Consider the following 26227-nt stretch of genomic DNA (forward strand, 5'->3'; position numbering starts at 1 on the left):
TTCCTCCGATTCTAATAATTTTATATGCAGCCTCCGGCGTGTTGCGGAGGCATGCTTCAATAACTGCATAACATACCTAACCCTTAACCGCCCCTGAAAACATTCCTCTGATCAGCTGCTTCTGACCTGCAATGAAAATGGCAATGGACGGTATGATGACCAGTACAACCCCTGCGATCATCAGTGTAATGGACTGGGCGTCCTCATTGTTCAGCATGCTGATACCGATCTGTACCGTGCGCATTTCATTGGATCCGGTGACCAGCAGGGGCCACATATACATATTCCAGGCATTGATAAACGTGTATACTGCCATGGCCCCAATGGCCGACTTTGTAAGAGGCAGCAGGATCCTGAATATAAAGCGCAGATTGGTGCACCCGTCTATCCTGGCAGACTCGTACAGTGATATGGGAAATGACTTATAAAACTGGCGGAACAGGAAAATGCCCATGGCCGATGTAAGATAGGGCACAATCAGCACCTGGTAGGAATCCAGCCAGTTAAAACTGCTTACCGTCAGGTAATTGGATATAATGGTGGCTTCCCCGGGTATCATCATGGTGGCCATTACCAGCATGAACAGGATCTCCTTTCCCTTAAACTCCAGAAAGGAAAATGAAAATGCCGCCAGGGAGCAGGATATGATCTGTCCCAGGGTGATAAGGCCCGCAACCAAAAATGAGTTGAACACAAACCTGGCCAGGGGCACTTTTACCAGAGCCTGCCGGAAATTTTCAAACGTGGGCGCCTTGGGTACCAGGTTCATTTCCGTTGTAAACAGCTCACTGGATGGCATGAACGCCACACTCACCGCGTACAGAAGCGGCAGCAGCACAAACAGCGAAACAGCAAGATTGAGCACAACCAGCAGGATCGTCCTGCTTCTTCTGATCAAAAGCGCTCTGCGGTTTGCCGCCTCCTGCATTTTTACAATCTGTTCCCGGTCAATCTCACCGGTCCTTCTGATCACAAGTGTCTGGTCCATCAATAGCTGACCCCCCTTTTTTCAACTTTAAACATCACCAGCGTCAGTGCCATAATGATGGCAAACAGGATAACGGACTGAGCCGCTGCGCTGCCAAACCTGTAATTAAAAAATGCATCCCTGTAAATGGAGTATACGATCAGGTTGGTGGATTCCCCAGGCCCTCCCTTTGTCAGGATCTTCACCTGTCCAAATGCCTGGAATGCCTGGATGATATTCACTACCAATGTGTAGAACATAATGGGACTCAGACCCGGCAGGGTAAGCCGGAAAAACTTCTGCACTTCACCCGCCCCATCCACAGAGGCCCTCTCGTAGATACTCTCGTCAATATTGCTCAGGCCCGCGGAAAAATACAGAAAATTAATTCCGCTGTTCAGCCACGCTGTGAGAAGGGCCACACACACCAGGGCGTATTTGGGATCATTGACCCAATTGATATCCAGTCCCAGCAGTTTGTTCACAATGCCGATGGAAGGATGCAGCATGATCCTGAAGATCATGGCCGCGGAACTGGAGGCAATTGCCATGGGCAGGGCGTAAGCCGTGCTGAACACCCGGATCCCCGGAAATGAACGGTTGCACAGCATTGCGGACAAAAGGCCCAGTATCATACTGCCCGCCACCACGATCACCACAAAGGCCAATGTAACAGCCAGGCTGTTAAAAAATGATTTGGATGTAAAAAGCTCCACATAATTTCCCAGACCTACAAACAATTTGGCCTGGCCCATCTTATTTGTCTTATAAAGGCTGAGATAAATAGTTTTAAAAAAAGGATAAAAAAGAAATACGGCAAACACCAAAAGTGCGGGCAACGTATAAACATAAGGCCCTGTTTTCTTTGTAAACGACTGTCCTTTCATGGCAAGACTCCTAAACATACAGAATATTTTCTTCGGTTCCCCTGTCAAATAACTTGATGCGGTCCATATCCGCATAAAGACGTATCCGGTCTCCGGCCTTTGCAGTACAGGAAGGCGGCAGCTTGGCGGATACATGTTCCACCGTTCCCTGTCCGCATGTATCCCCGTGGAGCAGTACCTCCGAGCCCAGCATTTCCCTGACCCGCACATCCACCTGTAAAAAGGAATCACCTTCCCCCTCCTGGTGAAGGTCCTCTGCCCTTATGCCAAGGGTGATATTTTTTCCTGCATAGCCTCCTCTCAGCAGCCTTTTACTCAATACGGACGGTAGCTGAAGCCGCCACCCATTTCCTTCCAGCCACAGCATTTTATCAAAAACCACTGCCTGGCTGTCCAGAAAGTTCATGGATGGGGAACCGATAAATCCGGCCACAAATTGGTTCACGGGATTTTGATACAATTCCGCCGGCGGAGCCACCTGCTGGATCATCCCCTCTTTCATGACCACGATCCTGGTTCCCAAGGTCATGGCCTCCACCTGATCATGGGTTACATAGATAATCGTGGCATCCAGCTGCTTATGGAGCTTGGCGATCTCAACCCGCATCTGGGACCGGAGTTTGGCATCCAGATTGGACAGGGGTTCATCCATCAGATAGGCCTTAGGCTTTCTCACGATCACACTTCCGATCGCCACCCTCTGCTTCTGTCCGCCTGACAGTGCCTCCGGCTTCCGGTCCAGAAGATGGCCGATCTCCAGTATATCCGCCGCCTCCCTGACCCGCCGTTGGATCTCTGCCGCCGGAGTTTTATGTACCTTCAGTCCAAAGGCCATATTCTCATACACCGTCATATGGGGATACAGGGCGTAATTTTGGAATACCATGGACAGATCCCTGTTCTTTGGCTCCACCATGTTCATCAGGCAGTTGTCGATCCACAGTTCACCGGAAGAAATTTCTTCCAGTCCCGCGATCATCCTCAGGGTAGTGGACTTTCCGCAGCCAGAGGGCCCCACAAAAATGATCAGCTCCTTATCCCTGATATCCAGATTAAAATCCTTCACCGCACTGTAACCGTTCTTATAGGTTTTACAAACATTTACCAATGATATATCAGACATTTTTGTTCCTTCCTATCTGTAATCTACCATTCAATTTTAAATGGCGCCGGTAAAATCAAAAAGGCGGATTTGGTAAAATGATGGTAAAACAAAAAAATTTTGCACCACAGACAATGAGCATGTCATCAATCTGCTGTGCAAAATCTTTTATCGTTTAATATGAATGAGAACAGGTCACTTGCCCCTTAAGGGTATGTACCATCCGTCTCCCCTACAGTCTTCCTCCGCACTTGGGACAGTATTCAAAATCCTCCTCTGTCTCATATCCGCACCGGACACATTTTTTCCATACCTTATAGGCCCCATCCTTGTAAGTACTTCTCCTGTTTCCCTCCTGGACCAGCGTCAGGTCCGACTGGGTAATATCCACCTGCCGGCCGCGGAGCAGGGCCTTGCCCACCTCCTGGTCCAGCTCATACACCGCATCACAGCAGGACATTTTAACATAAAACTTTTTATTCCACTTGAATAAGGGAATAAAGAAGAAACTGAAATACATATACGTCATGAACACCTCGTACCGTCCGTATCCGCCGCACCGGTCACAGATTACGGTCTTCACATAATTCAGGATCTTCCGTCCCTGGCTGATTCCTCCTATGAATATCATATCTGCTGATTCTCCCCTCAGACTAATCCGGACAGAGTCCGGCTATGTGCCAACTCTGTCCGTTATTTTTAAAGATATGCCTTTTTAAGAGCTTTCATCAAAATCTTTGGCTGCCTGTTATACGGTGTGACCGGGCAGATCGTTTTTTTCACATCCAGAAGACCATACACAGCAGTTCTTGCGGCACGCACAGAATATTCCTCTGTGAATACCATGTCGTCCGGAATCTCCACAAACTGGCTCACCATCGCAAAGTTGGTGGAGCCTGCCGGAATCACCTGCGGCCTGTCACTGTATTTGCGCGGCTCAAACTGGGCATCCACATATGGCATATAGCATGGGATCACATTGATAACCGTCTTCATCAGTTCCGCAATCTGATCCTCCGGAATATGCAGGTGATGGAGATATTCGTTCAGCAGCTCCTGACCTGTACAATCCTTCATTGGTTTCTTTACATAATCTCCCACTGCATCGGTATACAGACCATAACCCCAGAAAATGGTGGTGTCCATGGGCTGGTTTACAAAGTGAGGCTGTGCTGCAACCACACTGCTCATCAGCCAGCTGGAATCCTTAAATGTCATAAGGGCACCGCTGCCCGGTACATTTCCGGTAAATTCTTCAATGACCTTAAGCATGGCATCTCCCTTACAAGTAACCGTAAAGCTGAGCCAGTTGGTCTCATGAGGCTTTGTAAAAAACGGCTCCGGATTTCCCAGTCCAGGCTTCTTTGCCGCAACCTTGGCCCACAATTCACCGCTGATAGGCTTTTGCACAGGCATTGGCGCTGGTGTGTGGAAATCTCCCAGAGTAGCGCTGTCCGTCATGCACGCGTTGGTCATGATACAGATATCGTTGCTGTTCAGGGCGACCGTCTCAAACACGTAGGAATCCTTTGCAGCAGCTTCCCCGTTCTCTCCCATATCATCCGTGTTCTCCACCCTGCGCTTCAGATACAGGGTCTTTGCCGTAATGCCATGGCCATCCTCAAAATCAATATCCGTCACCTCGCAGTTCTCCACAAAGGTAACCCCTGCCTTTCTCAGGTAGGCTTCCAGCGGACGGATCACGCTGTCATACTGGTTCAGGGGTGTTCTTGTCACGCCCTCCAGCGTCTCAATACGGCTGAATTCAAAAATCATACGGTTCATGTACCTACGGAACTCATAAAGGCTGCTCCATTTCTGGAATGCAAAGGTGGTCTGCCACATATACCAGAAATTGGTTTCAAACATATGAGGGGTTTCCTTAAACCAATCCTGAATGGTCAGGTTATCCAGCTTTTTCTCATCTGTGAGAAGAAGCTTCAGCAGAGCCATGCGGTCCGCCTGGTTAAAGCCCATGGATTTTACATCCTGTATCACGCCGTCCTTATCCACCAGCCTTGCCTTTGCGCAGGTGGGATGGGCATGGTCAAAGCTCAATATCTCCTCAGTCACACTGCGTCCGGGCTGGCGCAGGGAGGGAATTGAATCAAACAGCTCCCAGAAATTCTCATACGTCTCCTCGTTGAGCATACGGCCGCCGCGGCATACAAATCCCTTTTCAGGTGTGCCGATTCCATCATTGCTGCCGCCCAGGATGTGCATCCCCTCATAGATGGTGATCTGCTTGCCGGGGAACTTGCAGTCCCTCACCAAATATGCTGCCGCTGCCATGGTTGCCAGGCCTCCGCCAACCAGATACGCCTTTCTGCTGCCGTAATCCCGGTTGTTCATCACCGCTTCCTCAATGGCTGATATCCTTGCATCTTCCTGCTCTTTTTTGTTGTCGCGCAGTTTCTTTACCGCCACCCCTGCGGCCGCCCCTGCAGCAGCCGCTGCCAGGACCTTTCCCAATTTCTTGTTCATTGGCATTTCCTTCCTTTCCGTTTATATAAATTCTCAGATATCTAAGAAAATAATTCCTTCAACGGTCTTAAAACCACACTTCAGTGTTCCCCTTTTTCCGCCTGTAGATACATGGCCCGTGCCATTTTATGCATTTCTTGTAAAATAATTGGACAACTGGGCAAACTGATCCAGATTCAGGGCTTCCCCCCTGATGGCCGGCTGCACACCCAGGCTCTCAATGGCCTTTGCGATCATTTCCCTGTCATAAGGTATCTCCGGCGAATTGTTAAGCCCGTTCTGCAGGGTTTTCCTGCGCTGGTTAAAGGAAGCCCGGACCAGCTTAAACATAAACTTGGGATCGTCCACCTGTACCGGCGGTTCCTTGTATCTGGTAAGCCGGATAACGGCAGAGCCCACATTGGGCCTTGGTATGAAGCAGTTGGGCGGTACATTGGCCACAATATAGGGTTCGGCATAATACTGGACAGCCAGGGACAATGCCCCATAATCCTTGGACCCCGGCCCCACCTGCATCCTGTCCGCCACTTCCTTCTGGACCATGACCGTTATATTGTCAATGGGCACATCACTCTCAAACAGCCCCATGATGATCGGAGTGGTGATGTAGTAAGGAAGGTTGGCCACCACCTTAACGGGACGTCCTTCATTATATTCATTCACCAGGCCTCCCACATCCACCTTTAAAATATCGTCATTGATCACGGTGATATTCGTATATCCCTTTAATGTTTCATCCAGAATAGGCAGGAGATTGGAGTCGATCTCCACCGCCACCACACGCCTTGCATGCTCAGCCAGGTACTGGGTCATGGTGCCGATCCCAGGCCCGATCTCCAGCACACAGTCCTGCTCTGTAATTCCTGCCGCACTTATGATCTTGTCCAATACGTGGGTGTCTATGAGAAAATTCTGGCCAAACCGTTTCTGAAACGCAAATTGGTATTTTTGTATGATCTCTATGGTATGTTTCGGATTACCCAAATCTGCCATGTAATAAATTCCTTTCCCGGCCAAGCACTGCGTACACTGCATCCATTCCGTCCATCCTCATGCAAGACCCTCTTTTAAGATTACTTTATTCCCGGACAAAAGTCAACATGTCCGCCAAATATCAATGGTTCTCTTCGGCTTTAACAGGTGTTATGGGATATGCCCTATAGTCCGGGTGACTGTTCCACTCCGCAATTGACAGGACCTCAAAGTCCTCAATGAGCTTTGCCTTTCTCCCCTGCTGCAGCCGGAAGGGCAGTTTCTCCGCAATACAGTTGCGCAGCAGCTTTCTGTCCGTTGCCCCTGCATGTGGATATTCCACTATGTAAATATATTTTACAGGCTTGTCCTTTTTCTCCATGGCCAGGTAATGCAGGCTTTCATAGAATTTGCGCGCCACGCCTATTGTCCTTTTTTCCTCAAAGGGTTTAAATGCCTGGGGATTTACCGCTCCCGGGATGTCCGCATTTTTGTATTCCACCAGCAGTATGTATTCCGGTGTCTCTATCACAAAATCCGCATCCTTTAAAAATACCCCGGCAGTGTGGTACAGGTTGTATATCTGGTCCGTGGACCACACGGCCGCTGAACAGTCGATCTGGTAGACACCGTTTTCTTCCTTATAAACAGCCTTTTCCAAGGAATTACCCCCTTATGGTCTGTTCAAATACTTCATCCAGTAATTGATTGTAGGCGTCTCCAATGGAATTTTTCTCCAGATCCCTGAACAAAGGCTTACTTTCCGCCTCCACCAGGTGGCTGCCGTTATAGTACAGGGAGTGGAACCCCAGGGAATCCGCGCCCCTGGATTTTAATTCCAGGTACTTTGCCAGCACATAGTCATGGGTTGCCAGCACGATCTGAACACCTGACTCCTGCAATGCATAGAGCATATCCACCAGCTGGGGGATATACTTGGGATTAATATTGGCCTCCGGCTCATCCCAGAAAAGAAGTGACCCTCTGGCCAGCAATCCTGTTTCGATCAGCCGCCACAGCACGGACAGTTTTTTGAAACCTTCCGCTTCACTTTGAAAGCCGGTTTTATAACCATTGTGCATGATAAAATATCGGTCCTTTTCAAATACCACCCTTCCCCCAATGATCTGTTGGATACAATCCAGGGTTTCCCGGGCAGAGGGCGTAAGCTCCCGCAGTTGGGACATGCCTGATTTAAACAATATATCTACCAGCGTCTTATCAAAGGGCACATGCCTCTCCACATAATCTTTTTCAATCCCCGCATGGGTCAGCATTTCTTTGGCAGGAATGAACGCGGTTTTTACTTCTTCCCTCGTCCTCTTTCCTTTAATCTGCAGCGAGACCTCCATCTGTCCAAGGGGCGGTTCCAGCTGCTCCTCTTTTGGAATATTGTCTTTAAAAGCAGCCTGGTAGGCAAAGAACTTCTCATTTACACCCAGGGTGATTTTTAATGGTTCCCCCAGCCGGTTGAACATAACATCAAACCGGTCCGCGCAAAAGCATTGGGACAATGTTTCAAAAAATAGCAGTTTTGCGTTACGCGACAATGTATTGCTCTCATAAAAAGCGTACAAAACCTTAAGGAGATGGGTCTTTCCTGTGCCGTTTTCCCCGATCAGCACATTAATCCCCCGGCAAAACTTCAAATCCAGTTTCCTAAATACAGTAAAATTTTCCAAATGTAATTGTTCAAGGGCCATTGCCGCCGCTCCTTCCATATCAAGCCATACTTTGGTCTCACTCTATCCTATTCCTGCCCTCTTGCCTGATATCCATAAATCCCTGCGTGTACTGTGAGGCCAGATCCGCCATCCGTTCCAGTCCCGGATCCGGCCTATAGCCTTCCTGCTTTTCATATGCAGAGAGGATCCTAAGCCCATGGTCTAACCGTTCCCTCTGTTCTTCAAAGAACCGCCGGATCGTGTCCGCCAGCTGGGGACAGCCCCTGAACCGCGACTTGACCGTTATATATTCCAGGTAATCCTGCCTGGTAACATAGGATAACAGATCATCCTCTTTTGCCGTAAGCGTACAGCCGTTAAAGACCAACTCAATATCCTGCTGTTCAAACAGGGCAAGGACCGTCCCTGCCGTATCGGCCTTCCTCCAGCCGTAGGGAATCCCTGAGAACTGCCTGACCAGGCTTTCCATGGTAACCGGAATATTGGCAAGGCAGCTGAGGTTGATGGCTTTCAGCATCTCCTCCCTGGCAGGTTCATTGAAACGGGAGCTAACCGGTTCCGTTTGGTCAAAAGGCGGGATAATACAGTTAAGCTTGGTGTATAAGCTTTCCACCAGTATCCTTACCGCGTCACTGATCCGGCAAACCGGCTCCTTTTCCTTCCCATCCATCATGTTCCCATTCACATATATATCTGCCTCTCTCACCATGTCCGCCAGCAGTCCATGACAGTGCCCTGCCCCTTCCCCTATACCTAACGCTCCTGTATCTGCGTCCGCTGTCCCGGATCCGCGGTATGATCCTTCATCTAATTCAGCCAGACGAAGCATATATGCTTTTAGCCTGATCCATTGCTCCATCCTCCTTATAAGCTTCATACGGGCCGGAAGCACAATGACCACGCTTTGCTCTTTAACGGACCGTGCCTTGACCTGGTCTTCAGTCCCAGGCATCCTGTCATGGGTCGATAGCATCACACGGATCCCTATCTCGCCTTTCTGCATTCCCCACGGCTGATCATTTATTGCAATGCGCAAGGTAAAGTCCCGGTAATCCTTATATCGGTATGTCTTATTCCCGTTAAACAGGAGGGAAACAAACTCTTCTACTATTCTGTCCCGCATCCCAGGATCATAACCCTTCCTGATTTCAATCGGCTGATCCCGCCTGCTGTCCTCTATGACCAGGAACATATACTGCTGCCCAATGCTGGCGATCAGGTCCCGCGCTTCCAGGCGGGCCAGGGAATCCACGGTCCTCTGTTCCGCTTCAGCCCTGTCCTCACCGATATCCTTTACCATGATGGTGGTGATATTCTCCACATTAGCCGGAAGTGCGGCGGATACATACCGGATCAGTACAAGGGCCTTCCAGACCTCCAGATCAAAGGGCTCCAGACCCCCATCACGGCCCGCGGCCATATCCGCAGCCTTTGCCGCCGTCCCCCGGATATCAGCGTTTAAAAAGGGCTCTACATCCTGGTAAAAAGCGGAAAAAGGAACCAGCGCACCACATTGGGATTCCTGATAGCGGACCGCCGCCGCCTGAAAGGCGTGCAGCAGAGAGCGCACCTGGCCGGAGGGAGTTTCTATGGCTGTCCCATCCCCTGAGGCATTCTGACCGCCTATGGCTGCCCCCTTGATGGGAATCCTCCGAAACATGGTCTGAAGCACGGACCGGAGCAGGCTGAACTGGTAGGGAACAAACGGATATGTCTCTGTAAACTCCTCCTCCCCCCCATACAGCTGTTGTCTCAAAACATCAGAGGAGAGCCGGAACAACTCCTTAAAGTCAGAAGACCTTTCAGCATACAGATGCTTTAATTCCCCTGCCGCCGCATCTGTCTTGGCCAGGAGCCGTTTCCTGACGATCTCCTCCCCATCCTCGGATGACAACAGGATACGGGTCCTAAAACGTGATGCGGTTTTCAAAGCGTCACTGTATTCCGTCCGTCCCCCGCTGCCCGGCAGCGCAGGTGCATCCACATCCTGCTTTCCTGCCGCTACGACCCAGGCCTGCCCACTGCACAACTCCCCCAGCCTTTCCGTTATGGCCTGCAGGGATAACAGGCAGCTGACGTCATTTTGGGCGGCATCTACGCCGTCATATAAAAAAACAATGACCTGTTTTTTCCGGCCGGCAGCGCTTCTTTCTTCAATATATTCCTGCACCATATGCACAAGATCATCAATGCCTGGCGGATCATTCCTTTCAGCATTTTGATACCAGCCTTTTGCCGCTTCAGGGCTCATCTGTGTTGTATCCGCCAGGGCTTTTACAATATTTTCTTCTTCAAAATAAAAATCTTCCCGCGCCTCTTTCCAGTCACTTCCGGATAACTCCCTGAAGCGGCGGCAAAAGTTCCCGTACACACCATCTCTGGTCATCTGACGCTCCAGATCCGCAATCCAGGGCATATTCTCACAAAATCCCTGAAAATGATCAAATGCCCTCCTAAAGTCCCTGACAACCCTGTCACCACCGGCTGCAGGCCGTCCGCCATCCTCATCCATGTGAAAGAGCAGGGTGTCGGCCTGGATCTCCGCTGCGGCCCGCATATTGGCTATGGTATGCCTGTCCTCTATTTCCCGGCTTAGGATATCCACCGCGCGCCTGCCCTTATATTCCCTGCCGGACAGCAGACAGGATAATACCTTTAAAAACAGTGATTTACCGCTGCCAAAGGGACCGCCGACCCACACGCCCGTATGATCCAGTCCCTCCTTTATCCCTGTGCAATAATTTTCAAAAAACACGTCAAAATGCCGGTTCAATTCCCGGGTCACAACATACTCCTCCAACTCCTGCGCCATGATATCCGCAGAATCCTGTGTGACCTTTATAATTCCCTGAACCGGCCTTTGTATTTTCTTTTGAAACATTTGACTAATTTTCATTTTCCTGCACTCCTATCCTTCAATCAGCTCCATACCTTGTGGCCATAAACCCCGGCAGTATATCCGGATAAGCAAATCTATCCCTTCTTTTGCATCGATCCTTTGAGTGGAATACAAATATTTTAACAAAAATGCAGGAAGTATTCAACGCTTTAAATGGGAAACAGAATATTTCCCCAAACAATCGTAACGATTCAGACATCCGATGTGGGTATTGGGCTGATCCTATACAGACGCAGTGCATTCTCCCAGGCCGTCTTCATGACCGTATCCCTGTCCACCCCCTTGATCCCGCTGATGGCGTCCACTACATAAGTCAGGTTAAGGGAGGAATTGCGCTTGCCCCGGTTGGGCACAGGGGCAAGGTAGGGACAGTCTGTCTCCAGCACAAGGGATTTAAGGGGAGCATACTCCACCACTTCCTTTAACTTCTTTGCATTGTTAAATGTGACAACGCCTCCGATCCCCAGAAAAAATCCCATGTTCAGATACTCCCTGGCAATCTCCTTTCCATAGGAAAAACAGTGGATCACACCGCCCATATCCCCTGCTTTCTCTGCCTTCATCATATCCAGGGTATCCTTTGCGGCATCCCTGCTGTGTATGATTACAGGAAGCTTTGTCCTTCTCGCCAGATCCAGCTGGCGGACAAACCATTTCTTCTGTATGGAATGGTCAGGTTCCTCCCAGTAATAATCCAGACCGATCTCTCCCACTGCCTTTACCTTCTCATGGGCACAGCAGGATTCGATCCACCGGATCTTCTCCTCGTCAAGTTCCGCCGTCTCACTGGGATGAATCCCCTGGGCCGCATACATCCAGTCATATGTTTCTGCCAGCTTCAGGGTGGTCACACAGCTGTCAAGGCTGGCCGCCACATTCATCACAGAAGTGATGCCGGCGTCCTTAAGGCTACCCAGCAGTTCCTCACGGTCAGTATCAAACGCCTCATCATCATAATGGGCATGTGTATCAAAAATCATTGGACTCAAACTCCTTTTTGCAATCCATGGGCCAACCCGTAAAGCACCAGAAGGTGGACGGGATAAAACACATAGAAAAGATATTTTAACTGAAACGCTCCCCGCCTGCCATTATACAACACAATGGGCACATATGCCAGGGCGGATACACAGTAATAGCTCACACTCTCCGCGGCGCATAAGACCACCCCCACCGCCAGCTGGGCAATGTCGTTGTGGCGGAACCAGTACATGGACGCGATCAAAAGCACTCCGATCACATTGTAATCCGTCTGCAGGATCCAGGAAAGGGCGCATCCCCCGGCCAGGGCAGCCAGCTGAATGCCCAGCTTCCTGGTATATTCCATTACAAATATAACCATAATTCCGATCAAAAGGGTAAACAGCATGTTCTGATAGTAGGGGTAGAAGACCCTGCCATAGATAGCCAGGTCAAATGGGACCTCTGAGATGAGGGCGCAGATCAGCATACGCAGCGCATACCTTCCCCTGTCCCTGGTGCGGACAAATTCTTCCGCCACCAGAAATGCAAAAATAGGAAACGCCAGACGGCCCAGATATCGGCAGACCTGTCCCGCGATCATCCATATATGCCCGGAAGGGGTCGCTATCACTGCCTGATACACGGCTCTGTCCGCAGCGTGGAGAATCCCTCCCTGGATGACCACAGCTCCCATATTATCAATCAGAATCGCCACAATGCCAAGCACCTTCAGCTGGTTTCCCGTAAGGCCCGGGCGCCGGCTTCCATATGAACTCAGACTGCCTGTTCTCGTATTCATCTCTATTCCTCGTCTAAATAGCGGGCCAATCATGCCCCTGGTCTTTGGTGTCTTATTATCATACTCCAAAATGGTAAAAAATGCAAGTTTCTCCCACTTTTGGTCTATTTTTCCATCAAAAGCGCCCCTTATCTCCCATTTATTACCTATTTTCGTGTGATTTACAGCCATTTTCCAAAGCAAAGTGGGTGAGTACGCCACAACACGCCTTTTTCCCGCTCACAAGAACACAACATGTCCCCGTATAAAAAAATGGAGCGGGACATCCATCTGTCCCACTCCTGTATCAGATTCCCTTAGCAGATCTCAGCGCCTGCGGGCATATCCTTTTCCGGTTTCATAAGAGCCAGGCCGCCGTCCGCATCCGCAGCGCACAAAAGCATCCCCTCGGACAGCATACCCGCCAGCTTGGCCGGCTTTAAGTTGGTGACCACCATAACCTTCTTGCCCACCATCTCCTCCGGTGAATAACAAGCCTTAATACCGCTGATGATCTGGCGTGTCTGGCTTCCGATCTTCACCTGGGAGCAAAGCAGCTTCTTGGATTTGGGAACCGCCTCACACCGGATGATCTCACCCACCTGGAACTGGAGCTTTGCAAAATCTTCATAGGTTATCTCCGGCTTTGCCTCAACATCTATTACGTTCTCCTTTGCGTCACCTGACTCCCGGGTATCTCCCCGGTCATCTGCTCCCTTGGTATGGGCTCCCTCCGCAGCCTGATCCGCTGCATGCATGGCTTCTACCTTTTCCATCACTTCCTTCATGTCCATACGGGCAAAGAGGATCTCCGGCTTATCCGTCACCTTGCCGCCTGACGGATACAGGCCAAATGTATCCATCTGAGCCAGCTCCCTCTTTCCTGTGTTAAGCTGCGCCAGGATCTTACCGGAAGTCTCAGGCATAAAGGAGTACAGCAGGGATGCTCCAATGGTGATGGATTCTGTCAGGTTATAAAGCACGGTGGACAGTCTGTCCTTTTGCGCCTCATCCTTGGCCAGGGTCCATGGCGTTGTCTCATCAATATACTTGTTGCATCTTCTGAAAATGTTGAAGATCTCCGTCATGGCATCGGCCACTCGCAGCTGTTCCATCTTGGCATCCGCTTTTTTCACCTCTTCCAGAACAACACTCTTAAGATCCTCATCCACCGGCTCTGCAGCGCCCCTATCAGCGATCACGCCGTCAAAATACTTGTTGCTCATGGAAATGGTGCGGTTCACCAGATTGCCCAGGATATTGGCCAGGTCGGAGTTCATACGCTCCACCATCAGCTCCCATGAGATGACGCCGTCATTGTCAAAAGGCATCTCATGAAGCACAAAGTAACGCACCGCATCCACGCCAAAGAAATCCACCAGGGTATCTGCATACAGTACATTTCCCTTGGACTTGCTCATCTTGCCGTCTCCCTGAAGCAGCCACGGATGGCCGAACACCTGCTTTGGAAGGGGCACATTCAGGGCCATCAGGAAAATGGGCCAGTAAATGGTATGGAAGCGGATAATGTCCTTTCCGATCAGGTGCAGGTCGGCGGGCCAAAGCTTTCCAAACTGGTCCGTGCTGTTTCCATCACAGTCATAACCGATCCCGGTGATATAGTTGGTAAGCGCGTCCAGCCATACATAGGTCACATGCTTGGGATCAAAGCTGACAGGAATCCCCCAGCTGAACGTTGTCCTGGAAACACACAGGTCCTGGAGTCCGGGAAGCAGGAAATTGTTCATCATCTCGTTCTTCCTGGACACCGGCTGGATAAATTCCGGATGCTCATTGATATACTCGATCAGCCGGGGAGCATACTTGCTCATACGGAAAAAATATGCCTCCTCCTTGGCCGGCTTGACCTCCCGCCCGCAGTCGGGGCACTTGCCGTCCACCAGCTGGGACTCTGTGAAAAATGACTCGCAGGGAGTGCAGTAAAGACCTTCATAATAGCCCTTGTAGATATCCCCCTGGTCATAAAGCTTCTTAAAGATCTTCTGGACCTGGGCCTCGTGGTCCTCATCCGTGGTGCGGATGAATTTGTCATAGGAGGTATTCATCAGATCCCATATCCTCCGGATCTCAGCGGCTGCCTTGTCCACGAATTCCTTAGGCGTAACACCGGCCGCCTCTGCCTTTTCCTCTATCTTTTGCCCGTGTTCGTCCGTTCCTGTCTGGAAAAACACGTCATAACCCTGTTCCCTTTTATACCTGGCAATGCTGTCAGCCAGAATGATCTCATAGGTATTGCCAATGTGCGGTTTTCCCGATGCATATGCAATGGCTGTTGTGATATAATATGGTTTTTTACAATCCTGACACATAATTCATTTCCCTCTTCTTCTGCCCGGCTGGCGCCGTTTTAATAGTTTTAAGGTAACAGTTCAGGACGGCGGGAAAATGGGTGCAAAAGCGGGCGTTAAGCTTGCTTATAAGTCCGTTTTTGCACCCATTTTCACATCGGATGGACATCCGATGCTTCTTAACCGGCTTTTCCGGTCAAGAAGATGAGCCGTCCTGAACAGTTACGTTTTAAGTATAAGCGTTCCACCCATATTCGTCAAGACATGACCCCGGTTTTTCCCCCTGACAGGGGGCATTCTTTCACACATAAGTTGTAATTTCCCTACATATACTATATAATGATTCGAGTGCAGGCAAAAAACAACAACTTATACCCCATTGGAGGAATGACAGTATAATGAAACAGCGTAAAACCATATATTTACAACTAATCATGTCCCTGATCCTGGTCATCTCCCTGGTGACAGGATGCGTTGCCCCGGGACAGAGTGCGGACAAGGAAACGAACGCGCAGACAGAGGCCGGACTTGAAAGCTCCGCCTCCTATGAAAAATATGAGAAGGCCCACCTGGATGCCCAGGAGCACTTTGACCAGATGATGAACGACCTGTTCCTGGACGAAGTAGACAACTCCCTGATCACCCTTCACTATACCCTGGCCAATCCGGCCGCCTTCGGCATCACTGATTACGATAAAACCCTGGGGACCGTTACCCTGGAGGAAAGCAAACAGGCTCTCGCCGATGCCAAATCCCTGAAAGTACAACTAAATGATATTGACAGCCGTCATCTGCGTGAGGACCAGCTCCTTACATATACCATCCTGTCCTCCTATCTGAACACCATGTTAAGCAGCGAGGGATTGGAGCTTTATGACCAGCCTCTGTCCTCTTCCCTGGGAATCCAGGCCCAGCTGCCCATATTGCTGTCAGAGTATGTGTTCTACACCAAACAGGATGTGGAGGATTACCTTTCACTGCTCTCCTCCATTGACACTTATTATGAAAGCATCATAGAATTTGAAAAGCAGAAAACAGAAGCCGGGCTTGGCCTTTGCGACACTGCCATTGACAGGATCATCGAGTCCTGCAACGCCTATCTACTGGACGCTGACCACAGCTTTATGGCAGAAACATTTGCCCAGAGGCTGGATCAGGTGGAGGGATTGACCGATACGGAAAAAGAGGACTACAGCGCAAGAAACCGCGCTGCCATCAATGAACATTTTGTGCCTGCTTACCAGAAGCTCATAGATGGTCTGACACCCTTAAAAGGCACCGGGACCAATGACAAGGGGCTGTATTATTTCCCTGAGGGGCAAAAATATTACCAGTACCTGGTAAACGCCTACACCGGTACCTCTTATCAGGATATACCGGAACTTAAAAAGGCCATCAGCGACCAGATGATGAATGATCTCACTGCCATGGATGAGCTGCTCACTGAGAATCCCACCCTGGCAAAAAAGATGTATTCCTATTCCTTCAGCCTGACGGACCCTAATGAAATACTGGAAAACCTGCGCACCCAGTGCATCAAGGATTTCCCGGCCATTGAAGACTATGTGTGCAATATAAAAAATGTACCCTCTGCCCTGGAAGCCACCTTAAGCCCAGCATTTTACCTCACCGTTCCCATCGACCGGCCCCAGGACAATTCCATCTACATCAACAACGGCAGCACCAACACGGCCAGAAACCTGTACTCCACCCTGGCTCACGAGGGATATCCGGGGCACATGTACCAGACCCTGTATTTTAACAGGAATAACAGCTGCAACCTGAGAAAACTCCTGAGTTTCAGCAGCTACTCCGAGGGCTGGGCCACCTATGTGGAATATTACTCCTACACCCTGGACAATGGGCTGGATCCTGACCTGGGCGAGCTTCTCATGCACAATGCAGCATTTACCCTGTCCCTTTATGCCATCCTGGATCTTAATATCCACTATGAGGGCTGGGACATCAAGCAGGTACAGGATTACCTGAATCATTATTTCCGGATCAGCGATCCCTCGGTCATCACCACCATATACTACGATATTGCGGAAAACCCCGCCAACTATCTGGAGTATTATGTGGGATACCTGGAGATCCTTAACATGCAGAGCGAGGCGAAAAAGACCCTGGGCAGCCGTTACACCAACATGGAGTTCAACCGTTTTCTTCTGGACATCGGACCGGCTCCCTTCAGTGTGATCAAACCTTACTTTAATGAGTGGCTGATAGAGGAAAATAAATAAGGGAAGGAATATTCCTGTGGGGAATGCTTTCTGCAAAGAATGCTTTCCTACAGATAGGCTCTCAGGAACTCCTTTACAAGACCCATCACCTCCGGCGTCCAGGTCCGGTTTCCGTGGCCTCCGCCTTTTACCTTATAGAATTCAACGGAATGCCCATTGTCTTTTAACAGATTATAGAATTTTACACTCTGCGTAAAATGCACCTTTGCATCCTCATCTCCGTGGACCAGGAGGAAGGGGGGAATTACCTTATCTCTGGTGATATAACCGGCCAGATTGGCCCGTTTCACCTCCTCCTGGTGTTCACTGATGGGGCCGCCGAATAATTTTTCAATGGGGTCCCCCTCAAAGTATTGGATCAGCTCCGGCGTCATGGTTTCGCACATACTCTCAAATTCAAACACACCATAGAAATCCACACAGCATTTCACATTGGAATGCTGTTCTTTGTATTCCGGAGTGTCAAACTCTTCCACCCCATCAGAAAGCGCGGCCAATGCCACTGTGTGCCCGCCTGAGGAATCCCCCCAAAGGGCGATCCGGTCCGGATCGATCTGATACTCCCCGGCATGGGCCCTCAGATAGCGGATCGCGGCTTTCAAATCCTGTACCTGCGCAGGGAACACCCCTCCCTCATCGCTGTAGCGGTACTCCACGGACGCCACCACATATCCCTCATGGACAAACTGGGCCAACTGGGGAATGGGCTTAAAATACTCCTGTTTTCTGAATCCCGATCCCTGGACGTAAACGATCAGCGGGTATCTCCTGTCAGGTTCATGGGATATCAGCTTCATGAGCTGAAGATGGAGAGGCCTGTTGCGCACCACATACACAATATTGGGGATCAGAGTGGCCCGGAAGCTGTCTGTCCTGTCCCCGTAGATCACCTTCATCCCCTCTGCTGATACAGGAGAAAAATTTTCCCGATCCATATTATAAGTAATCTGCTTTGAAATCATGTTTGTCATCCTTTTCTAGTTTTCTTTTTTGCTGCTTTCTCTGACCATGGATATAAGGGGCATCAATACGCTGACCAGGGCGATCAGCAGGAAGACACAGGAAACCGGCCTTGTAAAGAATACAAAGGGATTGCCCTGCGCCATCATCATGGAACGGCGCAGGTTGGTTTCCAGCTCACTTCCCAGTATGAATGCAAGCATCATGGGCCCCATGGGCAATCCTCCCATCTGCATCAGCAGGGCAAACAGAGCGCATGCCAGCATCAGTCCGCAGTTAAACAGGGTATTGGTATCGCTGAACGCACCCACAAAACATATGATGCCGATGGTGCCAAACAGATAGTGGTATGGAATGGTGAGAAGCCTTGGGAACAGACGCATTCCAAACAGCTGCAGTATAAGAGTAAGGATCGCTGCCAGAAGCACGGCCCCAAAGATAACATATACCAGCTCCGGCTCCTTGGTCATGAGAAGAGGTCCGGGTTCGATCCCGTGTATCATCAGCCCGCTGAGCATGATCGCCGTCACAGTGTCCCCGGGAATGCCCAGGGCGATCAGCGGAATGATGGCGCCTCCGATGGCGGCATTGTTGGAAACCTCAGATGCAAATACACCGTCCACACAGCCCGTTCCAAACTTCTCCGGATGTTTGGATGCGCTTTTAGCCTGGGAATAGGCGATCATATTGGAAATGCCGGCTCCCATTCCCGGAAGGAACCCGATCCACAGGCCAATGAGAAATGACCTGACAATATTGACCACATTGTCCCTCAGCTCCTTAAGGGTGACACCGATTCCCCGGATATTGGCTTTTTCAATGGTGGGCAGGTTCTGCTGATCCGTGGCGTAATTAAGGATAACCTGGTATACGGCAAATGTTCCCAGCATCAGGGCCACCATATTAATACCGCCGCTGATACTGTTTACCCCAAAGGTAAATCGGGCCGTGGCGTCAAAGGGCGCATACCCCACCGCTGAGAGTAACAGCCCGATAAAAGCAGCGGCCAGCCCCTTGAACATATTCCCCTTGGAAAGGGAGATGACCAGAGTAATGGCCATGGTACAGAGGCCGAAATATTCCCACGGCCCCAGATTTACGGCTGCCTTTGCAATCAGGGGACAGAAAAACACAGCTATGATGGTGCTGAGAAATGTTCCCAGAAAGGATCCCAGTATCCCGGCTCCCAGGGCTTTTGTAGTCTGTCCTTTCTGGCTTAGGGGATAGGCGTCAAAACAGGTGGCAATGGACGAGGGCGTGCCCGGTATGCCCACCAGGGTGGCGGCAATAAATCCCCCCGACATGCCGCCCACATAGATACTCATAAGGGTGGTGATGCCCAGCTTTGCGGTCATCTTAAAGGTGACCGGCAAAAGCAGTGTGATGGCCATATTGGAGGTAAGGCCCGGCACAGCACCGAATACAATTCCCAGTACAACGCTTCCCAGCATAACGGCAAAGCTGGTTGGCTCCAAGAGCGTGTGCAGGGTAAGTGAAAAATACTCCATAACGAACCTCCATAAACGATGATTGATTGCTGCCCACCGCCTAAAAAGGCGGGAGCCCCAAAGGGAAGGAGAGCCGTATCTTCAGACACGCTCTATGGAAGAACAATGGACAGCAGCTTAACAAACACCAGATACAGCACTCCTGTAAGTATCAGGGAATAGGCAGCTGCCACTGCCAGATTGATCTTCTTTTTCTGCTTTAATATATAAATCAGCGCAAATGCAGCCAGCGGGGTGGACACAAGGAACCCCAGGTACTTAAGCCCCAGAAGATAGCATATAAGCACCAGGAACAGGAACCCGAATTTTCCCCACTGTCCCCTGTCCAGGGTGAGCATTTTTTTATCCGGCACTTTGGAGAAAAGGATTCCCGCCCCGCACACCATCATTCCAAATGCAGCTATGTACAAGAATAGTTTTGGCCCCGGATCCCCCACCGACAGCCGCATCTTCACCTTCATCAGCTTTGTGCCCACTGCGGCCAGGCCGCCGGCCGCCGCCAGGACAGCTCCTGCTATCCGGTCCTTTTTCATCTGATTGTTCATCTATACACCGCCTGTCCCATTTATCTTTTCTGTTATTCAAAACCCAACAGCTTTGCGTTTTCAGCCATCTTAGCGTCAAATTCCCTGATATAGGCCGCGGAGCCCTCCACATCCAGGGCTTCCATGGTATTTTTCATGGCCGCAAACTGGTCCACCACTTCCTTGTCCATCATCGCATCCTGGAACGCTGTGTTGATCTCTTCTACAAGCTCCGGATCCATACCGGCCGGTCCCAGCAAAAGGGTATCGAATCCAAACATGGTGCTGGCAAGTCCCTCCTCTGTGACACTGGGGATATCCGGATAAAGAGGATCCCGCTCCCCCGTGCCGGTGACACAGCCCAGGACCTTGATCTCATTGGTTTCCAGATACTGTTCCGCAGCGCTCGTGGACACGAACGTAAAATCCACATTGCCTCCCAGAAGGGAAATAAGCCTTTCCGCATTTCCTCCCGCATCCACCATGGCCAGGGAAGCGCCCATATCTGTCTCCATCATTCCGCCCAGCATATGAAGTGCCTGTCCGCTGGTCATGCCGTATGTTATCTTGCCGGGATTTGCCTTGACGTCATCGATGATATCCTGTACGGACTGGTATTTTGAATCTGCCTTGACAGTAAGCCACATGCTTCCCGTGCTTGTATCCACTGCAAGGGGCGTGAAATTCTCCGGCAGGGTCTTGTCATATACACCGGTGTGGCTCTGCACTACCATGGAATTAAGGAAATATAAAAGCGTACTGCCGTCCTTTTGGGCATTCCTCACCGTTTCATACGCTACCACTCCATTGCCGTCAGTCTGGTTCACAACAACAAAACTTTTACCCAGTTTCTTCTCAAGGACCGGAGTGATAAAGCGGATATATAAGTCCGCCTGATTTCCCGCCTTGGTGGGGACATAGATGGTCACTGTATCCGCATCCCAGGATTCCTGTCCACTGCCCGCCTGGCCGCTGCCCGTTTCCCCGCTGCCTGCTTCTGTTTTGCCTGCTCCATCCGCTTCCTTAGCTGAAGCTGATCCGCCCACCCCGCTGCCGTCCTGGGCCACGCTGCTCTTGGCCGTACCGCTGCCGCCGTCCGCCCCCGCTGCGCTGCATCCGCTGAGAATACCCGCAGACAGTCCCGCTGCCATTAACAAGTACATCCATTGTTTTTTCATAAATCCCTTCTCCTTTTGTCATTTTTATCTATAAAATATTGTTTTTTGTTTATGTATTCAGTATAATAGCTGTGTATTCGTTTGGAAAGTATATTAAATTTAGATTTACTGTGAATTTAATTTACACCAATAGGGAGGGGGATCTATGGATTTCAAGCAGCTTCATTATATAACTGCCATTGCAGAATCACAAAATATTACCCGTGCGGCGGAAAACCTGTTTATATCCCGCTCCGCGCTGAATTACAGCCTTTTAAACCTGGAACAGGAAATAGGGCTGCCCCTGTTCAAGCGCATCAACAACACTATGATCCCCACGGCTGCCGGAAAAGTGTTTCTGGATCACGCGTATCAGATCCTGCAGATTTCCAAAGACTGCCGCAAGAATCTGGAGGACATGGTGGACTGCGCCCGGGGCACTCTGAGCCTGGGCATTACGCCCGGATACGGCCAGGCCCTGTTTTCCGTGGTATTCCCGGAATTCTACAAAGCGTATCCCAAATATGACCTGGATCTGGTGGAGGGAAATGTAAAAGATCTGTATTCTTATCTTCTGAGCGGCCGCATAGACTTTGCCTGGAGCGGATTCCACTGTGAAGAGGCCGGGCTTGAACATACCATATTCCATAAAAGCGAAGTGCTTCTGGCAGTACCTGAAGCCAAATGCAGACACCGGTCCTCCGGCCATTATATACAGACAGAACCTGCAGACCTTTCCCTTTACAGAGAAGAACGCTTTGTACTGATGAAAAGCAGCAGCCTGATCCGTGACATTGCCAACCTGTATTTTGAACGGGCGGGTTTCACCCCGCACATCCTGTTTGAATGCAGCAAGATCGACATGACCCATGCCATTGCCCAGGAGGGGATCGCCCTCACCTTTGTTCCCCAGAATCTATGCCTTCCCCATCGTGGGGTGGTGTATTATCCCGTTGAGCCAAGGGAGTCCTTTGGCATTGCCATCTCTTTTCGCAAGGGAACGTACCTGACCACTGCGGAGCAGTATTTTATCGATCTTTTGCGCAGGCATTATATCCCCATTATGATTCCGCCCATATCACCGGACTGAGACGGTCCGCCTGCGGACGGATATAGTCTGTTTGCGGGCGTATACGGCCTGCCTGCGGACGGACAAGGGCAGCGTATCCACTTTGGATCTATGGTTTCTTTAATTTTCCCATCACGGAAACGCTTCCCATCGTCCCTGTAAACAGCCCCAGAAGAACGGAAGCCCTTGCCAGCCCGGGGAATACTTCCCCCTCGGTCAGAAGCCCCATGTCTTTGGCATACAGCCCCAGTTCCAGCACGTTAAGTTCACCAAACCAGCGGTAGGAAACCAACAGCAGCCCCAAGGGGATACATACTCCTACCACTGCCATAGCAATGCCCTCCACCACAAATGGGATCTTTACAAAGCCTTCCCTGGCCCCCATCAGGCGCATGACTTTTGTCTTTTCTTTCTGGGCCTCAATCCCCACAGCCAGTGTATTATGGATCAACAGCACCGAGATCACCACCAGAACAGCCCCGCTTCCCCGGATCAATTGTGCGGAAGCGGCCCGCATCCGCTGCAAAGCCATGATGGTGTCCGCGGAGTAAGTCACTTTCCGCACCCCCTCCAATCCCATGGCAAACCGGACAAATTCCTCCTGATTTCCCATCCCGTCAATATATACCTGATAATTTCCGCTGGCTTTCAGGGGATTATCCTCCTCAAAGATACCGTCCAGCGCTTCCCCGCTTCCATAATAATCTTCCTTAAATCCGCTCCACGCCTCCTCTGCAGACACATACACGGTCCTCAGCACCTCAGGCCTGCCCTGGATCATCCCTCCCGCCTCCTCTACTTTCTGGGGGGCGATCCCCTCATCAAAGAAAACCGAAACATACACATCCTGCTCCGTCTGCCTGACCACACTGTCCACATTTGCCACTGCCAGGTAAAAGATTCCAAACAGGAAAATACAGGCCGACATGGTGATGACCGATGCAGCCGTGTATACTCTGTGATACCACAGGTTTTTTATCCCCAATTTGAACAGATACAAAAAAGTCCTAGCGCGCATATGCCAATCCCTCCCTTGCAAGATCCCGGGCTATCCTGCCGCAACTCAGCACGATCTGGCGTTTGTGCATGTGCTTTACCAGCTCCTGGTTGTGGGTCACTGCCAGCACCGTGGTCCCCTGTCTGTTCACCTTTTCCAAAAGCCGCATGATCTCCTCCGCATTCTTCTGATCCAGATTACCTGTGGGCTCGTCCGCCAGCAAAAGTACGGGCTGATTCACCACCGCCCTTGCAAGAGCGGTCCTTTGCTGCTCGCCGCCGGACAGCTGTCCGGGATAACAGCCTGCTTTATCCTCCAGCCCCACCTGTCTCAGCACTTCCCTTACCCTGGATCTCATTTTCTTTTTCTCCGCTTCTATGACACGCTGGGCAAATGCCACATTCTCATACACGGTAAAATCCTGAAAAAGGCGGAAATCCTGGAACACCATTCCTATGTACCGGCGGTACTGATAGACCTGGCGCTCCCTCAGACTCCCCAGTTCAATGCCATTGACCCATATATCCCCCTTATCAGGTCTGGCGTCCCTTAAGACCAGCTCCAGAAGGGTGGTCTTACCCGCCCCGCTGTTGCCTGATAGGAACACAAACTCGCCTTTATCGATCTGAAGGCTCACTTCATCCAAAGCCTTCTGGGTCTTTCCGTATATTTTCGTCACCTTGTCAAAGACAATCATACTGTTATCCACTGGCATACCGCTCTTCTCCTGATCTTATCCACAATCATATATCTTTCTTGTTCAGTTTATACACAAATGCAAGGATTCCGGCAACCGCCTGGTAATACTCCTCAGGGATTTCCATATCCACCTCAACGCTTGCATACAATCCTCTGGCAAGGGGCTTATCCTCCAGGATATAAATCCCGTTGGCCTCCCCTGCCTCCACAATTTTCAAAGCCAGATGATCCGCCCCTTTAGCCAGTACCACCGGGGCCCGGTTCTGGCTGGAATCATATCCCAAAGCTATGGCATAGTGGGTGGGATTGCGGATGATCACGTCCGCCTTGGGTACATTCTGCATCATGCGCCTGGAAGCCATCTGGCGCTGCTTTTCCCTGATCTTTCCTTTGATCTGAGGGTCTCCTTCTGTCTGCTTATATTCTTCCTTGATCTCCTGCTTGCTCATGCGCAGGTTCTTCTCATATTCCCACCATTGATACATATAATCCAGGGCAGCCAGGAACACAAATGCCACTCCCACCGTGTCCACAAGGGAAATGACCGTGTTCCCTGTAAAGATCAGGGCGCCCTCCACCGATCCCTCCATGAGGACGGCCAGCTCCCTCATCCTGCCCTTTAAAAAGTCGTAGGCCACCCATCCCAGGATGGTAATCTTAATAAGCGCCTTGATCAGTTCCACCACTGACCTTACAGACATCATCCTTTTAAACCCTTTCAGTGGGCTGATGCGTTCCCCCTTAAATTTAAGCACATCCATGGAAAATGCCATCCTGGTCTGGAAAAATGTGACCGCAACCGCCACCAGGATACCGATAAAAAGAAGGGGAAGGGCTGCTTCCAGAAACAGCATCATTGCCTTGGTCAGCATTTCCCTGCCCGACTGTGCAAGAAAGCGGTCGGGATTCTCCCCATAGGAAAAGAACAGGTATATGCCTTGCCGGAAATTCCGGTACATCCTGGGAGCCAGGGCCTTAAGTGCATGAAACATGACCAGCATGGAACATACCGCCGCCACATCGCTGCTTTGGAACACATTTCCCTTTTTCCGTTCATCCTGCCTTCGTTTGGGCGTGGCTTTCTCAGTCTTCTCATCAGCTGCCACCCTTCACCACCTCCTTTCATCCGCCTGCTTTGGCCGCCTGCTTTATCCGCCTGCTTCACAAATGGGATGCTGCGCAAACAGCATCCCATCCTTATCATGCAGTCCTATGACGTCCGCCTATCACATTTCCCTATGTCATCATCATGATCACATTCCGTACTTCTCTCATCATTGTATCTATATATCCATCCAGAAACGCTCCCACAGGATGGGCGAACAGGATCATCAAAAGCATACCCAGAAGGATCTTGCACTGGATATTAATGACAAACACATGGATCTGGGGGATCAGCTTCATCAGCACCCCCATGGTCATCTCCAGCACAAACTCTGCTGCCACAAAGGGCAGGGCCAGCTTTACCGCCATCAAAAATACAGTGGCAAACAGGGATGTGATGTACCAGATCACTTTTCCTGCAAAAAAGTCACCGGCTCCCACCGGTATTACCTCATATGTATAGGCAAACAGTTTCACTGTCAAAAGATGGCAGCCCGTGGCAAAAAAGTACAGGAAAAAGAATACATTTACAAACTGTCCTAAAATCGCTGTCTGTACCCCATTCATGGGATCCATGACCTTTCCCATGGCCAGGCCGAATGCCGTGTCCAAAAGGTCCCCGGCCACATAAAGCATATAAAAGAAGATCTGGAATATGCACCCGATCCCGACCCCCAGGGCCACTTCCCTGATCAATGCCTCAGCCATGTCAAAGGTGGAAAATGAGATCATCCCCGCTGCCCCGCTCCGGGCTGCCGGGGCAATGAGCATGGAAAGGGCCAGTACAAGTCCTGTCCTTACCATAAAGGGAACCCCTTTTCTGGAAAAAACAGGATTGATAAATACCATGCCCCCCATCCTGGCAAATACCAGGAGGAACACATCAAAATATTCCAACAATCCTCCGTCCATCCCTCACC

The 26227-nt window shown here is 50.4% G+C and carries 22 protein-coding genes; 2 read left to right on the top strand and 20 right to left on the bottom strand.

Annotation, left to right across the window (positions count from 1 at the left end; translation table 11 throughout):
• Positions 1-76 precede the first annotated feature (76 nt).
• The 12 genes from ABID13_RS09755 to metG all read right to left on the bottom strand — a co-directional run bounded on the left by ABID13_RS09755 (position 77) and on the right by metG (position 15067).
• Entirely contained in the window at positions 77-988 is a 912-nt protein-coding gene (locus ABID13_RS09755) for a carbohydrate ABC transporter permease (protein ID WP_048930032.1), read from the bottom strand.
• On the bottom strand, positions 988-1854 hold the full coding sequence (locus tag ABID13_RS09760) for a carbohydrate ABC transporter permease (RefSeq protein ID WP_007865620.1): 867 nt from the start codon (positions 1852-1854) through the stop codon (positions 988-990). The genes ABID13_RS09755 and ABID13_RS09760 overlap by 1 nt, the downstream gene beginning before the upstream one ends.
• Before the next feature lie 10 nt (positions 1855-1864).
• Positions 1865-2977 (bottom strand): ABC transporter ATP-binding protein, encoded by a 1113-nt coding sequence (locus ABID13_RS09765; protein ID WP_007865617.1) that lies wholly within the window; start codon positions 2975-2977, stop codon positions 1865-1867.
• A gap of 211 nt (positions 2978-3188) precedes the next feature.
• Entirely contained in the window at positions 3189-3587 is a 399-nt protein-coding gene (locus tag ABID13_RS09770; RefSeq protein WP_045091085.1) for a zinc ribbon domain-containing protein, read from the bottom strand.
• Positions 3588-3655: 68 nt separating this feature from the next.
• Positions 3656-5440: an oleate hydratase gene (locus ABID13_RS09775; RefSeq protein WP_048930033.1), complete on the bottom strand. Its 1785-nt coding sequence runs from the start codon at positions 5438-5440 to the stop codon at positions 3656-3658.
• Positions 5441-5566: 126 nt separating this feature from the next.
• On the bottom strand, positions 5567-6433 hold the full coding sequence (rsmA, locus tag ABID13_RS09780; RefSeq protein WP_007865603.1) for a 16S rRNA (adenine(1518)-N(6)/adenine(1519)-N(6))-dimethyltransferase RsmA: 867 nt from the start codon (positions 6431-6433) through the stop codon (positions 5567-5569).
• A 121-nt stretch (positions 6434-6554) separates the two neighbouring features.
• Positions 6555-7073 (bottom strand): hypothetical protein, encoded by a 519-nt coding sequence (locus ABID13_RS09785; RefSeq protein ID WP_045091223.1) that lies wholly within the window; start codon positions 7071-7073, stop codon positions 6555-6557.
• Between the two features lie 4 nt (positions 7074-7077).
• Complete coding sequence (locus ABID13_RS09790; RefSeq protein ID WP_007865601.1) at positions 7078-8115, bottom strand: AAA family ATPase; 1038 nt, start codon at positions 8113-8115, stop codon at positions 7078-7080.
• Between the two features lie 37 nt (positions 8116-8152).
• Positions 8153-10993: a BREX system P-loop protein BrxC gene (brxC, locus tag ABID13_RS09795; RefSeq protein WP_117450344.1), complete on the bottom strand. Its 2841-nt coding sequence runs from the start codon at positions 10991-10993 to the stop codon at positions 8153-8155.
• Between the two features lie 194 nt (positions 10994-11187).
• On the bottom strand, positions 11188-11976 hold the full coding sequence (locus ABID13_RS09800) for a TatD family hydrolase (RefSeq protein WP_045091220.1): 789 nt from the start codon (positions 11974-11976) through the stop codon (positions 11188-11190).
• A 5-nt stretch (positions 11977-11981) separates the two neighbouring features.
• On the bottom strand, positions 11982-12758 hold the full coding sequence (locus ABID13_RS09805) for a TraX family protein (RefSeq protein ID WP_040416885.1): 777 nt from the start codon (positions 12756-12758) through the stop codon (positions 11982-11984).
• Between the two features lie 296 nt (positions 12759-13054).
• Positions 13055-15067 (bottom strand): methionine--tRNA ligase, encoded by a 2013-nt coding sequence (gene metG / locus ABID13_RS09810; protein ID WP_048930035.1) that lies wholly within the window; start codon positions 15065-15067, stop codon positions 13055-13057.
• Between the two features lie 377 nt (positions 15068-15444).
• On the opposite strand from metG, the gene ABID13_RS09815 reads away from it, so the two are divergent.
• Positions 15445-17289 (top strand): DUF885 domain-containing protein, encoded by a 1845-nt coding sequence (locus tag ABID13_RS09815; RefSeq protein ID WP_048930036.1) that lies wholly within the window; start codon positions 15445-15447, stop codon positions 17287-17289.
• 47 nt (positions 17290-17336) lie between these two features.
• Here ABID13_RS09815 and ABID13_RS09820 read toward each other — a convergent pair whose 3' ends face one another.
• The 4 genes from ABID13_RS09820 to ABID13_RS09835 all read right to left on the bottom strand — a co-directional run bounded on the left by ABID13_RS09820 (position 17337) and on the right by ABID13_RS09835 (position 21459).
• A complete protein-coding gene (locus ABID13_RS09820; protein ID WP_007865579.1) occupies positions 17337-18251 on the bottom strand; it encodes an alpha/beta hydrolase in 915 nt (304 codons plus the stop codon).
• Positions 18252-18266: 15 nt separating this feature from the next.
• Entirely contained in the window at positions 18267-19757 is a 1491-nt protein-coding gene (locus ABID13_RS09825; RefSeq protein WP_048930037.1) for a tripartite tricarboxylate transporter permease, read from the bottom strand.
• Between the two features lie 92 nt (positions 19758-19849).
• A complete protein-coding gene (locus ABID13_RS09830; RefSeq protein WP_007865571.1) occupies positions 19850-20302 on the bottom strand; it encodes a tripartite tricarboxylate transporter TctB family protein in 453 nt (150 codons plus the stop codon).
• Positions 20303-20334: 32 nt separating this feature from the next.
• Positions 20335-21459, bottom strand: coding sequence for a tripartite tricarboxylate transporter substrate binding protein (locus ABID13_RS09835; RefSeq protein WP_048930038.1), 1125 nt, complete (start codon positions 21457-21459; stop codon positions 20335-20337).
• A 145-nt stretch (positions 21460-21604) separates the two neighbouring features.
• Here ABID13_RS09835 and ABID13_RS09840 point away from each other — a divergent pair, with 145 nt between their 5' ends.
• Positions 21605-22528, top strand: coding sequence for a LysR family transcriptional regulator (locus tag ABID13_RS09840; RefSeq protein ID WP_048930039.1), 924 nt, complete (start codon positions 21605-21607; stop codon positions 22526-22528).
• Positions 22529-22616: 88 nt separating this feature from the next.
• On the opposite strand, the gene ABID13_RS09845 is transcribed toward ABID13_RS09840, so the two are convergent.
• The 4 genes from ABID13_RS09845 to ABID13_RS09860 all read right to left on the bottom strand — a co-directional run bounded on the left by ABID13_RS09845 (position 22617) and on the right by ABID13_RS09860 (position 26219).
• A complete protein-coding gene (locus ABID13_RS09845; protein ID WP_048930040.1) occupies positions 22617-23525 on the bottom strand; it encodes a cell division protein FtsX in 909 nt (302 codons plus the stop codon).
• Positions 23515-24219 (bottom strand): cell division ATP-binding protein FtsE, encoded by a 705-nt coding sequence (gene ftsE, locus ABID13_RS09850; RefSeq protein WP_007865561.1) that lies wholly within the window; start codon positions 24217-24219, stop codon positions 23515-23517. Before ftsE ends, ABID13_RS09845 begins: the two co-directional genes overlap by 11 nt.
• Before the next feature lie 28 nt (positions 24220-24247).
• On the bottom strand, positions 24248-25309 hold the full coding sequence (gene flhB, locus ABID13_RS09855; protein ID WP_048930041.1) for a flagellar biosynthesis protein FlhB: 1062 nt from the start codon (positions 25307-25309) through the stop codon (positions 24248-24250).
• Positions 25310-25439: 130 nt separating this feature from the next.
• Positions 25440-26219, bottom strand: a complete 780-nt coding sequence (locus tag ABID13_RS09860; protein WP_007865558.1) for a flagellar biosynthetic protein FliR — start codon at positions 26217-26219, stop codon at positions 25440-25442.
• Positions 26220-26227 lie beyond the last annotated feature (8 nt).

This window comes from Enterocloster citroniae (assembly GCF_040545455.1).
Taxonomy (GTDB): Bacteria; Bacillota; Clostridia; order Lachnospirales; family Lachnospiraceae; genus Enterocloster; species Enterocloster citroniae.

Excerpts from the sequence above, each read along its gene's own strand:
- ABID13_RS09765 (WP_007865617.1), bottom strand. The coding sequence starts at position 2,977 with ATGTCTGATATATCATTGGTAAATGTTTGTAAAACCTATAAGAACGGT.
- ABID13_RS09820 (WP_007865579.1), bottom strand. The coding sequence starts at position 18,251 with ATGATTTCAAAGCAGATTACTTATAATATGGATCGGGAAAATTTTTCT.
- ABID13_RS09775 (WP_048930033.1), bottom strand. The coding sequence starts at position 5,440 with ATGAACAAGAAATTGGGAAAGGTCCTGGCAGCGGCTGCTGCAGGGGCG.
- ABID13_RS09840 (WP_048930039.1), top strand. The coding sequence starts at position 21,605 with ATGGATTTCAAGCAGCTTCATTATATAACTGCCATTGCAGAATCACAA.
- ftsE (WP_007865561.1), bottom strand. The coding sequence starts at position 24,219 with ATGCCAGTGGATAACAGTATGATTGTCTTTGACAAGGTGACGAAAATA.
- ABID13_RS09860 (WP_007865558.1), bottom strand. The coding sequence starts at position 26,219 with ATGGACGGAGGATTGTTGGAATATTTTGATGTGTTCCTCCTGGTATTT.
- ABID13_RS09830 (WP_007865571.1), bottom strand. The coding sequence starts at position 20,302 with ATGAACAATCAGATGAAAAAGGACCGGATAGCAGGAGCTGTCCTGGCG.
- ABID13_RS09845 (WP_048930040.1), bottom strand. The coding sequence starts at position 23,525 with ATGCGCGCTAGGACTTTTTTGTATCTGTTCAAATTGGGGATAAAAAAC.
- ABID13_RS09835 (WP_048930038.1), bottom strand. The coding sequence starts at position 21,459 with ATGAAAAAACAATGGATGTACTTGTTAATGGCAGCGGGACTGTCTGCG.
- ABID13_RS09790 (WP_007865601.1), bottom strand. The coding sequence starts at position 8,115 with ATGGCCCTTGAACAATTACATTTGGAAAATTTTACTGTATTTAGGAAA.
- brxC (WP_117450344.1), bottom strand. The coding sequence starts at position 10,993 with ATGAAAATTAGTCAAATGTTTCAAAAGAAAATACAAAGGCCGGTTCAG.
- rsmA (WP_007865603.1), bottom strand. The coding sequence starts at position 6,433 with ATGGCAGATTTGGGTAATCCGAAACATACCATAGAGATCATACAAAAA.
- ABID13_RS09815 (WP_048930036.1), top strand. The coding sequence starts at position 15,445 with ATGAAACAGCGTAAAACCATATATTTACAACTAATCATGTCCCTGATC.
- ABID13_RS09800 (WP_045091220.1), bottom strand. The coding sequence starts at position 11,976 with ATGATTTTTGATACACATGCCCATTATGATGATGAGGCGTTTGATACT.
- ABID13_RS09755 (WP_048930032.1), bottom strand. The coding sequence starts at position 988 with ATGGACCAGACACTTGTGATCAGAAGGACCGGTGAGATTGACCGGGAA.
- ABID13_RS09770 (WP_045091085.1), bottom strand. The coding sequence starts at position 3,587 with ATGATATTCATAGGAGGAATCAGCCAGGGACGGAAGATCCTGAATTAT.
- ABID13_RS09760 (WP_007865620.1), bottom strand. The coding sequence starts at position 1,854 with ATGAAAGGACAGTCGTTTACAAAGAAAACAGGGCCTTATGTTTATACG.
- ABID13_RS09805 (WP_040416885.1), bottom strand. The coding sequence starts at position 12,758 with ATGAATACGAGAACAGGCAGTCTGAGTTCATATGGAAGCCGGCGCCCG.
- metG (WP_048930035.1), bottom strand. The coding sequence starts at position 15,067 with ATGTGTCAGGATTGTAAAAAACCATATTATATCACAACAGCCATTGCA.
- ABID13_RS09825 (WP_048930037.1), bottom strand. The coding sequence starts at position 19,757 with ATGGAGTATTTTTCACTTACCCTGCACACGCTCTTGGAGCCAACCAGC.